The following is a 12,616-nucleotide window of genomic DNA, read 5'->3' as shown; positions in this document are numbered from 1 at the left end:
GAATATACACTAAATCAACGGGCTATTAACATTATGGGACGGATTTCAATGAACACGCTAGGCATGACCATAGTGGCTGACATCGGCGGCACCAATGGCAGGTTTGCACTGACGACGGCTAACGCTGCCGAGGTTGTCTTGACTCACCCACATACCTTGGCCAGTGGTCAGGCCGATGACTTGCTCTGTTTGGTGCAGCAATACTTGGCCTTATTACCAGCCGATATTGTTATCGACGGTGCCTGTTTCGCCATTGCAGGCCCAGTGATTGAGCAGCAAGTGCATGTGACGAATTTGGGCTGGCGTAGTTCGGCGGCGCAATTATCGAGTGCACTGAATTTTCCGGTGATCCTCATGAATGATTTTGTCGCCTATGCCAACAGTATTCCAGCCTTAGGGGCTGAGCAATTACTGAGTTTAAAAGCCGGCCAAGCGATTGGGGATGCACCTGTGTTAGTGCTGGGACCTGGCACCGGCTTTGGCGTGGCCGTGTTGCAGCCTCAAGCCGCTGGGCATTATCACCCCGTGGCGTGTGAAGGAGGTCATATGAGCTTGGCGGCAACCAGTGCCTTGCAAGATGGCTTAATCCGCCAAGGGCGATTACAGCAAGCCCATGTCAGCGTGGAAAGTTTTCTTTGTGGCCCTGGGCTCGTCAAGTTGTACCAAGCCATGGCGGCGCATTTGGAGCAAGAGGTTGAGTTCCACTCTGCAGCCGAGATCAGTCAGGCTGCCATGGACAATAGTTCCGCGTTAGCGCGACAAACCTTGGCATGTTTTTGTCATTGGTTAGGCCAAGTGGTCGGGGATCTGGTGTTGGCTCATGGGGCGCTCGGCGGGGTGGTGCTCGGCGGCGGTATCTTACCGAGAATGGTGTCTTTTATTGAAAGCAGCGACTTTGTCGCCGGCTTTAGCGCCAAGGCCGAAATGGCGGATTATCTGCAGGCAGTACCCATTCAATTAGCGCTAAAGAGTGATACCGCCTTGATTGGTGCCGCGCTCTGGTGGCGTCAATACCAGCGGCATCATTGAACGTCCATCGGTGCTCTTATGTGACTGGGTGATGGCCAGCCCCTGCAAAAAAAACTCATTAGAACCCGCCGATGCGCGGGTTTTTGGTGATGGCTGAGTTGCGCCATTGGCAGGCTTTTTCTGGCACGAATTTCAGGGTAGGGTGGATGATGAAAATATTTACGCTTGACTTACCGAGGTGAGGCTCTACTATATGGATGTATAGACGTCCAAACGTCCGTTTTGCTTAAGGGAATAAATTATGGCTTTTCATCATGCACACTATGCACAGTCGCTAAATCAGAATTTGGCTGAGCTCAAAGACGATATCAATGTTTCGTTTGAGTTTTTCCCTCCGGCAAATCAGGACATGGAGCAGCTATTGTGGCAATCCATCGGTCGCTTAGCCCCGCTTAACCCTAAGTTTGTGTCTGTGACCTATGGTGCCAACTCGGGCGTTCGCGATCGCACCCACTCGGTTATTGAGCGTATTCAGCGCGAAACAGACTTAGTGGCCGCCCCCCACTTAACCTTAGTGGATGCCAGCGATGACGAACTGAAACAGTTAGCGCAACACTATTGGCAGCAGGGCATTAAGCATATAGTGGCGTTGCGTGGTGATTTACCGGCAGGCAGTCCTAAGCCGACCCGTTTTGCCAACGATTTAGTGAGTTTATTAAAGTCGGTGGCTGATTTTGATATTTCGGTGGCGGCCTACCCAGAAGTCCACCCTGATGCCAGTAGTGCTCAGGCGGATTTAATCCACCTTAAGCGCAAAATTGATGCGGGCGCAAATCGAGCCATCACCCAATTTTTCTTTAATGTCGAATCGTACCTGCGGTTTCGTGACCGTTGTACCGCTGCCGGCATTGATGTTGAAATTATTCCCGGGATCTTACCTGTGACCAATTTCACTCAGCTCAAGCGCTTTGCCGGCATGACCAATGTCAGTATTCCGAGTTGGTTACATAAACAGTTTGATGGCCTAGATAATGATCCCCATACCCGTCAGTTAGTCGGGGCTAACGTCGCCATTGATATGGTAAAAGTCCTCTGCCAAGAGGGAGTAAAAGACTTTCATTTTTATACTCTTAATCGCGCTGAGCTCAGTTATGCCATTTGCCATACCTTAGGCGTTAGACCGCAAGTGAGCAGCCCTGCTTAATTGGATTGGCGACTCAATCGGGGCGATAATTCGCCCTGATAAATCAAAATTCATTGTCAGTTAATTGTTAAAATTCCTTTTTATTCAAAGTTTTAGGTTTGTGCGTTGCGATTGGTTGCAAAATGACCGTCCAAGCCTGATGTTAGTTCTGGTGTTGCTCGGCCCCCTTCGCTAAACTCTATATTCACATCCAATTTACATCAGGCCGCGCCATGAATGAGATTAATCAGCTAGTTGCTGGGGCATCCAAAGCCAGTAAAAAATGGGGGATCATCACCCTGATTTTTGGTGTTATCGCTCTAGCGTTACCTATGGTCATGGGCTTAGCGGTGACCTTGTTGTTCGGGGTCGTGTTATTGGCGGTGGGCTTTATTCAAAGTCTAGCGGCATGGCCTGGTGAAGGGCGTGGTGTTAGCACCCGATTAGTGTTTGCCATGATTACCGGGATTGCCGGTTTGGTGGTGCTCTTTATGCCGAGCATAGGTCTGGCGACCTTAACCCTATTTTTAGGCATTTATTTTGTCCTCGATGGCATGGCTAACTTAACCAGTGCCCTGCAAATGCGCCCGCGTCACGGTTGGGGTTATATTGCCATGGGCGGTGTGTCGTCATTATTGATGGCGGCCATTATTGTGTGGCAATGGCCAGTGTCTTCAGAGTTTGTGATTGGTATTTTAATTGGCGTTAAACTGATTATTCTTGGATTAGTGCTTATTTCGGTAAGCCGCAGTGCCGAGCGGCTCGCGCAGCGTCAAGCACAAGCCAATGAAAAAACCATCAATCCTGATGCAGAGCGTTAATCACTCACATGGCCAGCAGCGCCGGCTGCTGGCGCGCGAAGTCCTTGGCCAATTCACCCCTGAGTGTGCTCAATATCGCCGAAGTCGTTAGGTCAGCCTTGCTGGCCATTTCCCGCCTAGATTAGAACATTTAACCGAGTCGTCTACACTTGTTGTGATTCGCCCTTTTTAACCTTTGCCATGGCGATGGCGCATTCCTGCGAAGGAGCACTGTTTTGTCTCAATCTGATAATAAACTCGGCCTAATGTCGTTAACTGCCTTAGTGGTGGGGTCCATCATCGGAGCTGGGGTGTTTGCACTTCCTCAAAATATGGCGGCGGTAGCTAGCCCGCTGGCAGTGATGATAGGTTGGGCCATTTCGGGGGGCGGCATGATTTTTTTGGCGCTGACCTTTCAACAGTTATGTGTGAATAAACCGGAGATTTCTACCGGGGTGTTTGGCTATGCTAAAGCCGGCTTTGGTGATTTGATTGGTTTCTTTTCTGCTTGGGGCTATTGGCTCAGTGCTGTGGTGGCTAATGTTTCTTTTTTGGTGATCATCTTTAGTACCTTAGGGCTGTTTTTTGATACACCGCAACAGGTGATTTTTGGTGATGGTACCACCTGGATTTCCATTGCCTTGTCGTCGCTATTTGTCTGGGGTATGTATTTTTTACTGTTAAGAGGGGTGCAGACTGCGGCCTTAATCAATTTATTAACCACTGTGGCTAAGTTGATCCCCATATTTGTGCTGGTGGTTGCCACCATTATTGCCTTTAAATGGGAGATCTTTACCCTCAATTTTTCACATGTCGCCGGCGATCCGAGCGTGTCGTTGATGACGCAAGTCAAAGAGACCATGTTGATCACCGTGTGGGTGTTTATTGGGATTGAAGGAGCGGTGATCTTGTCGACCCGAGCGCGGGTACGAAAAGATGTCGGGCGCGCCACGGTGATCGGTCTCTTGCTGACCTTGGTTTTGTATGTGTTGATTAGCTTGATGTCGATGGGGGTGATTTCCACCAAAGAACTTGCCCATATGCAAAACCCTTCGGCGGCTAAGGTGCTTGAGTCGATTATCGGCCCCGCGGGACTGTATATTGTTGGCATTGGCTTGATTATTTCGGTGTGTGGGGCGTATTTGAGTTGGACCATGCTGGCGATTGAAACGCCTTATACTGCCGCCAAAGATAAGATGTTTCCGGCCATTTTTAGTAAAACCAATAAAGTGGGAACGCCAACATTTACCTTGTTGTTGTCGAGTCTCATTATTCAAGCCATCTTGCTGGCGGTTAACGTGATGGATGGTGGTTATGACAACTTGCTTAATATTTCGTCTGAGATGATCTTAGTGCCTTATCTGTTAGTGGGGGCTTTTGCCTTAAAACAGGGGCGACTGGATAGCATTCCCGTCATGGCGATGTTTGGCGGTATCGCCACCGTTTATGGCATTTGGTTGCTGTACGCCTCGGGACTCCATCACCTGTTATCGGCCAGTTTGTTGTATTTCCCTGGCTTGATTTGTTATGCCGTGGCCAAGCGGCAATTAGGGCAGTCGTGGTTCGTCGGTGGCAACCGTCTTATCGTATTGTTCTTAGGTGTGATTACTTGCATGGCTGTCTGGGTGTTATTTAAGTTATAGTGATAGCAAGCTCATTCATTCCTTAGGAACACTATGTTGGCATTACCTGCGGTTGCTGCAGTCATTTTTGATTTGGATGGCACTATTGCCCATTCTAACCCTGATTTCAGTGGCTTAAGAGCGGAGCTTGGCATTGACCCCAGAGTGGATATTTTGGCGCATTTAGCGAGTTTATCAGCCGCACAGCGGCAATGGGCAACCGAGATAGTGCACAAGTATGAGCTACAAAGTTCAGATAAAGCCACGTGGATTAGCGGCGCTGCGGAGGTGATTGCCTGGTGGCAATCGCAAGGGGTACCGATGGCCATCTTGACCCGTAATATTCGCGCAGCGGCCGACCTTACCGTTGCCCGTCTCGGTCTGACCTTACCACTATTAACCCGCGATGATGTGGCGGCTAAGCCGGATCCTGAGGGGGTATGGTACTTTTGTCAGCAATGGCAAGTTGCCCCTGAGCAAGTGTTGTTTATTGGGGATTACTTATTTGATATTCAAACCGCGAGAAATGCCGGTTGTGCGGTGGCCTTGTATTGTCCCGATGAGCTCCCTGAGTATGCCGCTCAGGCAGATTGGGTATTTACAAGTTATCAGCAGTTACTGGCGTGGCTCCGCGCACGTTAATGAGTGAGTAATCAGCGCCCACAAAAAAGCCCCGTTAAGGGGCTTTTTTGTGTTAGCCAATGGCTAGCTTAATTAGTCGCGTGGACGACGTGGGCGACGCTCACGTTGACCTTCGCTGCGACCGCCTTCAGGACGAGCACCTTCTGGGCGACGGCGACGTGGTGGACGGCTATCAGTTGGGATAACTTCATCACCGACTTCACGGATGTTCAATGGCTTGCCACATACGCGCACTTTTTTCAGGTGCTGCATTACGTCTTTAGGCATGCCTTGTGGTAAATCAACCGTTGTCATTTGATCCAATAATTGGATGTGACCGATAAAGCGGCTTTCGATGTTTGCTTCGTTAGCGATAGCACCGACAATGTTACCCACACCAACACCGTGATCACGACCCACATCGATGATGTAGCGACACATCTTCAGATCAGGATTGTCTTTTAATGGATCGGCAGAACCTAAACGCTCTGGGCTTGGACGTGGACGACGCTCACGACCACCATCACGACCACCTTCGCGGCTATCACGACGGTCATCACGGCTATCACGTTGACGCTCTTGCATCGCAGGTAATTGCAGTGGGCGCTCTTGCTGTACTTGGAACAACAGTGCCGCGGCTAAGGCATCGGAATCGACTTCCAGCTGTTGACACAACTGAGCAACGGCTTCACGCATGAAATCTAATGACTCATTGGTGATGACGTTAGACAGCTGCTCACCTAAACGCGACAAGCGACGTTCAGCAACGGTTTCAGGGCTTGGTACTTTCATTGGTGAAATGCGGCTGTTAGTGGCGCGCTCGATAGTGCGCAGCATGCGCATTTCACGGTTGGTCACAAACAAGATTGCCATACCGGTACGGCCAGCACGACCAGTACGACCAATACGGTGTACATAGGCTTCTGTATCGTAAGGGATATCGTAGTTAACTACGTGACCAATACGCTCAACGTCCAGACCACGGGCAGCGACGTCGGTGGCGATCAGAATGTCTAATTTGCCATTCTTCAGCTGTTCAACGGCACGCTCACGCGCTTGCTGGTTCATATCACCATGCAGTGGAGAGGCCGCGTAACCACGGGCTTCTAACTTTTCAGCCAGTTCCATACATGAGTTACGGGTGCGAACGAAGATGATGATACCTTCAGTGCTTTCCACTTCCAGAACACGCACCAGCGCTTCCAGTTTATTGTGTTGTGATACTTGAACAAAACGCTGTTCAATAGACTCAACCGTGGTGTGGCTAGCCGCAATGCTGATTTGGGCAGGTTTGGTCAAATGCTTATTAGCCACACGCTTGATTTGCTCTGGCATAGTGGCCGAGAACAGGGCTAATTGTCTTTCAGATGGCGTGTGCTCAAGGATCCATTCGATATCGTCAATGAAGCCCATTTTCAGCATTTCATCGGCTTCATCTAATACTAAGGCACGCAGGGTGTCTAGTTTCAGGGTGCCGCGACGCATGTGATCCATCACACGACCAGGCGTACCAACAATCACTTGTGGGCCACGCTTCAATGCATTCAACTGCTGTTGCATGCTTTGACCGCCGTAGATAGGCAGTACATGGAAACCTTTCATAAATTTGGCATAGCTGCTGAATGCTTCGGCAACCTGCACCGCTAATTCACGGGTTGGCGCTAACACTAAAATTTGTGGTGCGCTCAGCGTCGCGTCAATAGCGCTCAGTAAAGGCAGAGCGAATGCGCCTGTCTTACCGGTACCGGTTTGAGCTTGACCAAGAATATCTTGGCCTTGCATTAATGGGACAATACTTGCTGCTTGAATTGGCGTAGGTTTTTCATAACCTAACTCGTCAAGCGCGCGCAGAACTGACTCGGAAAGACCGAGCTCACGGAATGTTTTTTCACTGGATGACATGGGTTGTAGCCTTGTGGATGCGCGATTGCGCTTAGATAACTTCACAGACAGAAAATCAACCCCGTGTCGATTTCCCGCGCCGAAAACGAAACAGTATAGCAGCGGTTTTTAGTTTTGGCCATGCCTTATGCAATATAACGGCCAAAAGCGCCAACATTATCGATTAAGTGGATAATTATTCAGCGCTTTTGGCGTGTTGTGACTATTTTTGCAGCATGGGTCGCAAGAATCGTGCGGTATGGGAGTCAGGATGCTCGGCCACCTGTTCAGGGGTGCCTGCGACCAGAATCGTGCCACCACCGGCGCCACCTTCGGGTCCCATATCGATGATCCAATCAGCAGTTTTTATCACATCAAGATTGTGCTCAATCACCACAATGGTGTTGCCTTGGGACTTGAGGCGATGCAAGACATCCAATAACAGTTGAATATCAGCGAAATGCAAGCCAGTCGTCGGCTCATCGAGAATATACAAGGTTTTACCGGTATCACGCTTAGACAGCTCTTTAGCCAGCTTGACCCGTTGTGCTTCGCCGCCTGATAAGGTGGTAGCACTTTGGCCTAAACGAATGTAAGACAAGCCTACATCCATCAAGGTTTGCAATTTTCGGGCAATGGCCGGCACGGCATCAAAGAAGGTGCGGGCCTCTTCGACCGTCATTTGCAGCACTTCGTGGATATTTTTGCCCTTGTAGCGTACCTCTAAGGTTTCGCGGTTATAGCGTTGACCTTTACAGGCATCACACGGCACATACACATCGGGTAAGAAGTGCATTTCAACCTTAATTAAGCCGTCGCCTTGGCAGGCTTCACAGCGGCCGCCCTTGACGTTAAATGAGAAGCGCCCAGGCTGATAGCCACGGCTGCGCGACTCTTGGGTACCAGAAAACAGTTCGCGAATGGGGGTAAATATTCCGGTGTAAGTGGCTGGGTTGGAGCGTGGGGTACGGCCAATGGGGCTCTGATCGATATCCACGACCTTGTCGCACAACTCCATGCCCTCGATGCGCTCATAAGGTGCGGGCTCATCGACGGTGGCGCCATTGAGAAGTCGATGGGCAATTTTAAAGAAAGTATCGTTAATCAGGGTCGACTTGCCTGAGCCTGACACTCCGGTCACACAGGTCAGTAGCCCAATAGGCACGCTTAGATCGACACGCTTGAGGTTATTGCCACTCGCCCCAAAGAGGTTAATCACTTGCTTAGGATCCATTGGGGTGCGGGCGACACTGACGGCAATCTGTTTGCGACCGCTGATGTATTGACCCGTCACCGATTGCTCGCAGCTAATAATATCGTCTAAGTTGCCATCACAGATCACTTCACCGCCATGCACTCCCGCGCCAGGACCAATGTCGATAATATGATCGGCCATGCGGATAGCGTCTTCATCGTGTTCCACCACAATCACGGTATTGCCGAGATCGCGCAAATGCTTCAGGGTGCCAAGCAAGCGCTCATTATCGCGTTGATGCAAGCCAATGGACGGCTCATCGAGGACGTACATGACCCCCACTAAGCCTGCGCCAATTTGGCTGGCTAATCGGATGCGCTGGGCCTCGCCCCCTGATAAGGTTTCGGCCGAGCGCGATAAGCTTAAATAATTGAGACCCACATTGACTAAAAACCCTAAGCGATCGCGGACTTCCTTGAGGATTTTTTCAGCAATTTGCGCCTTTTGTCCTTCAAACTGCAATTGCTCAAAGTAATTCATGGCTTCGCCAATCGACCACACGGTTAGCATGGGGAGATTGATGTCATTAATAAACACATGACGGGCTTCTTCGCGCAGACGCGAGCCGCCGCAGCTTGGACAAGGCTGAGTCGCGATGTATTTAGACAGTTCATCGCGCACCGAATTTGACTCGGTTTCTTTATAGCGGCGCTGCATATTATTAATGATGCCTTCAAATGGGTGATTACGCACCACCACATCGCCTTTATCATTAATGTACTTAAACGAGATGCTGTCGCTGCCCGAGCCGTAAAGCACGATCTTTTGAATGTTATCGGTCAATTGCTGATATGGCACTTCGACATCAAAATCATAATGTTCGGCCAAAGATTTCAGCATTTGGAAATAATAAAAATTGCGTCGATCCCAGCCGCGCACCGCACCACCGGCTAGGGATAATTCACTGTTAGTGATCACGCGTTGGGGATCAAAAAAGGTTTGTACGCCTAAGCCGTCACAGGTAGGGCAGGCGCCGGCTGGATTGTTAAACGAGAAGATCCTAGGTTCCAGCTCAGCAATCGAATAACCACAGATACTGCAGGCAAAGTTGGCTGAAAAAACCAACTCTTCACCTTCGCCATCCATGGGCGCTATGGTGGCGATGCCGCCAGATAAGGCGAGGGTGGTTTCAAAGGACTCAGCCAAGCGCTGCTGCATATCAGCACGAACCTTAAAGCGATCGACCACCACTTCAATGGTGTGCTTAATGTGTAAATCTAAGCTAGGTGGATCGGAAAGATCGCAAACCTCGCCATCGATGCGAGCGCGGATATAGCCTTGGGCGGCGAGGCTTTCAAGCAATTTAACGTGCTCGCCTTTACGGGCTTTAATCACAGGGGCCAGCAACATTAACTTGCTGCCCTCGGGCATTTCTAACACCTTATCGACCATTTGGCTTACGGTTTGCGCGGCGAGCGGCTGGCCATGGGTTGGGCAGCGAGGTTCGCCAACGCGGGCAAACAATAAGCGCAAGTAGTCATAAATTTCGGTAATGGTGCCCACGGTAGAACGCGGGTTATGCGACGTCGATTTTTGCTCTATCGAAATCGCCGGACTTAAGCCTTCAATATGATCGACATCCGGCTTTTCCATCAGGCTTAAAAATTGGCGCGCATAGGCAGATAATGACTCCACATAACGGCGCTGACCTTCGGCATACAAAGTATCAAAAGCCAATGACGATTTGCCTGAACCCGACAAGCCGGTGATCACGATCAGCTTATCTCGGGGGATCGTTAGGTTGATGTTCTTCAGGTTGTGGGTGCGGGCACCACGTATTTCAATCGTGTCCATCGGTCGCTGCAGTTCCTGTAGAGTCAGAAAAGTGCACTAGTATTGCACAGTTTGGCCAGGGAGTTGATAGCTAAAACAAGAGTTAATCTCTATCGGCGTCATCGTCAACTTAGATAAGTCGTCCCCAATTGCCAGCGGTTATGACGGCGTAGCTCAATGAAAACTGAGCATAGCACTGCTTGGGGATCATTTGTGGCTATGCTACTATCCGCCCCCTAAAAATAATTCTATACAGGGCAGTCTCATGGCCGCAAACGGTCTTTCGGCAACGGAAAAGAAAGTGGCGTTTTCTCTTGCCAGCGTCTTTGGCTTACGCATGATGGGTTTGTTTATGATCATGCCGGTGTTCGCCTTATATGGCCAACACCTGACGGGCTTTAGTCCGCTGTGGGTAGGTATTGCCATTGGCGCATACGGTCTCACTCAAGCGGTATTACAAATTCCCATGGGGATCCTTTCCGATAAAATGGGTCGTAAGCCCGTGATCATCGCCGGCTTAGTGGTGTTTGCCATCGGCTCCGTGATTGCTGCCATGAGCGATTCGATATATGGGGTGGTATTTGGTCGTGCCGTGCAAGGGATGGGCGCCATAGCTGCCGCGGTACTGGCATTGGCCGCCGACTTAAGTCGCGATGAACAACGAACCAAGGTGATGGCCATTATCGGTATGTGTATTGGTTTATCGTTTGCGTTGTCGTTATTGATGGGACCTATTGTCGCCGAGCACATGGGGCTGACAGGTCTGTTTGGCTTGACCGCCGTGCTCGCCTTAGTGGGGATCGCGATTGTGTATTTGTTGGTGCCGACGCCAATCACCCAAGCACCTAAGGGCGATATCTTGGCAGCGCCCGCCAAAATTAAACAGCTACTCAAGAATCCTCAGCTGGTGCGCCTCGATGCTGGCATCTTCTTATTACACCTGATCCTAACCGCGGTTTTCGTGGCCTTACCCTTGGACTTAGTCGATGCCGGTTTGGCCAAAGAGCAACACTGGTTATTGTATTTCCCCGCCTTTATAGGGGCGTTTATCTTGATGGTGCCCTTGATTATTATTAGTGCCAAAAAGAAAAGTGCTCGCGGCATGTTTCAAGTGGCGCTTGGCCTGTTGTTAGCTGCTTTGTTGCTATTGGCCGCCTTTCCGCTGACTTTATGGGTGTTGGCCTTGGCGGTGCTGCTGTTTTTCACCGGATTTAATTATTTGGAGGCCTCGTTGCCGAGCTTGATCGCCAAGTTTTGCCCTGTGGGAGAAAAGGGCACGGCCATGGGGGTGTACTCGACCAGTCAGTTTTTAGGCGCCTTTTGTGGTGGCTTACTTGGGGGCGGTGCATACCAATTACTCGGAGCCAGTGGAGTATTTTTACTGGCTGCGGCCTTAGTGGTGCTGTGGTTACTGCTGACCTTGGGGATGACCAATCCCGTTATGCTAAAAAGTTATACCTTAGCGGCCGAGGTAAACAACACCTCTGATGCCCAACGACTGGCACAGCAGTTATCTGAGCTCGACGGCGTGGCCGAAGCCATTGTTGTGTTAGAAGAAAAAGTTGCTTACCTAAAAGTAGAAGAGCATTTCGATTTGAGACAAGCTCGAGCTGTGTTAGGCTTTGTCAATTAGACTGATTTTTTTGAATTGAGCGGAGAGTTAAATGGCCAGTCGCGGTGTAAATAAAGTGATTCTGGTGGGTAATTTAGGACAAGATCCTGAAGTGCGCTACATGCCAAATGGCAATGCAGTGGCAAACATCACAGTGGCCACCAGTGAATCGTGGAAAGATCAGCAAGGACAGCAACAAGAAAGAACCGAATGGCACCGTGTGGTGTTTTTTGGCAAGTTGGCTGAAATTGCCGGTGAATACCTGCGTAAAGGTTCGCAAGTCTACGTTGAAGGCAAGCTGCAAACGCGTAAATGGAAAGACCAAAGCGGCCAAGACAGATATTCAACTGAAATTGTGGTTGATCAAGGCGGCAGCATGCAAATGCTTGGCGGTCGTCCTCAAGGTCAAGGTGCTGGCAACTTCGGTGGTCAGAATAACCAGTATGGCAACCAGCAAGCTGGTCAGAATTACCAGCAGCCCCAGCAGAACTATCAGCCTGCGCCAAGCCAGCCCACCGCTCCGCAACAAGCTTACCAGCAGCCCCAGCAGAATTATCAGTCTGCGCCGGCTAAGCCTGCTTATCAAGCGCCGCAGCAGTCTGCACCGACACAACAGCGTCCAGCACCTCAGCCACAAAAGCCGACTGCTGCACCACAACAGAACTATACCCCAGATTTAGATGAGGGCTGGGATGATGATATCCCGTTCTAGCAGACGGTTTATTCAATAGTGTCAGTTAAAACACTATGACCATAAAAAAAACCAGCCTTACGGCTAATGCCGATCAGTTAAGACAGATCGCTTGACGATCTCACTGAAAGGATCAAAATCCGATGACCCCTTGTCATCGGATTTTTTTATGCAACTTTCAGAAGCTTTGGCGCGTACTCATATCAATC

At 50.1% G+C, this 12,616-nt stretch carries 9 protein-coding genes; 7 read left to right on the top strand and 2 right to left on the bottom strand.

The features are described from left to right. Window positions 1-48: 48 nt before the first annotated feature. From glk to KU855_RS06235, 5 genes are all read left to right on the top strand, one after another. Complete coding sequence (gene glk, locus KU855_RS06255) at window positions 49-1,029, top strand: glucokinase (protein WP_218529449.1); 981 nt, start codon at window positions 49-51, stop codon at window positions 1,027-1,029. Window positions 1,030-1,270: 241 nt separating this feature from the next. Further along, window positions 1,271-2,173, top strand: a complete 903-nt coding sequence (gene metF, locus KU855_RS06250) for a methylenetetrahydrofolate reductase (RefSeq protein WP_218529448.1) — start codon at window positions 1,271-1,273, stop codon at window positions 2,171-2,173. Between the two features lie 212 nt (window positions 2,174-2,385). Next, the gene (locus tag KU855_RS06245) at window positions 2,386-2,973 is read left to right on the top strand and encodes an HdeD family acid-resistance protein (protein ID WP_218529447.1); all 588 of its coding nucleotides are present in this window, start codon (window positions 2,386-2,388) and stop codon (window positions 2,971-2,973) included. Between the two features lie 215 nt (window positions 2,974-3,188). Further along, window positions 3,189-4,595 carry a basic amino acid/polyamine antiporter gene (locus tag KU855_RS06240; protein WP_218529446.1) on the top strand — a complete coding sequence of 469 codons (1,407 nt, stop codon included), beginning with the start codon at window positions 3,189-3,191 and terminating at the stop codon, window positions 4,593-4,595. A gap of 33 nt (window positions 4,596-4,628) precedes the next feature. Continuing rightward, a complete protein-coding gene (locus KU855_RS06235; RefSeq protein WP_218529445.1) occupies window positions 4,629-5,216 on the top strand; it encodes an HAD family hydrolase in 588 nt (195 codons plus the stop codon). A gap of 72 nt (window positions 5,217-5,288) precedes the next feature. Here KU855_RS06235 and KU855_RS06230 read toward each other — a convergent pair whose 3' ends face one another. Together KU855_RS06230 and uvrA are read right to left on the bottom strand one after the other, a co-directional pair. Continuing rightward, complete coding sequence (locus KU855_RS06230; protein WP_218529444.1) at window positions 5,289-7,097, bottom strand: DEAD/DEAH box helicase; 1,809 nt, start codon at window positions 7,095-7,097, stop codon at window positions 5,289-5,291. 202 nt (window positions 7,098-7,299) lie between these two features. After that, window positions 7,300-10,125, bottom strand: coding sequence for an excinuclease ABC subunit UvrA (gene uvrA / locus KU855_RS06225; RefSeq protein ID WP_218529443.1), 2,826 nt, complete (start codon window positions 10,123-10,125; stop codon window positions 7,300-7,302). Between the two features lie 244 nt (window positions 10,126-10,369). On the opposite strand from uvrA, the gene KU855_RS06220 reads away from it, so the two are divergent. Further along, entirely contained in the window at window positions 10,370-11,737 is a 1,368-nt protein-coding gene (locus KU855_RS06220) for an MFS transporter (protein ID WP_218529442.1), read from the top strand. Between the two features lie 31 nt (window positions 11,738-11,768). Continuing rightward, window positions 11,769-12,428 (top strand): single-stranded DNA-binding protein, encoded by a 660-nt coding sequence (gene ssb / locus KU855_RS06215; RefSeq protein ID WP_218529441.1) that lies wholly within the window; start codon window positions 11,769-11,771, stop codon window positions 12,426-12,428. Window positions 12,429-12,616 lie beyond the last annotated feature (188 nt).

The sequence above is a fragment of the Shewanella sp. NIFS-20-20 genome, from assembly GCF_019209865.1.
In the GTDB taxonomy this organism is placed as follows: Bacteria; Pseudomonadota; Gammaproteobacteria; order Enterobacterales; family Shewanellaceae; genus Shewanella.
The sequence above is the reverse complement of the archived record's forward strand: the minus strand, read 5'-3'. Positions and strand labels throughout refer to the sequence as shown.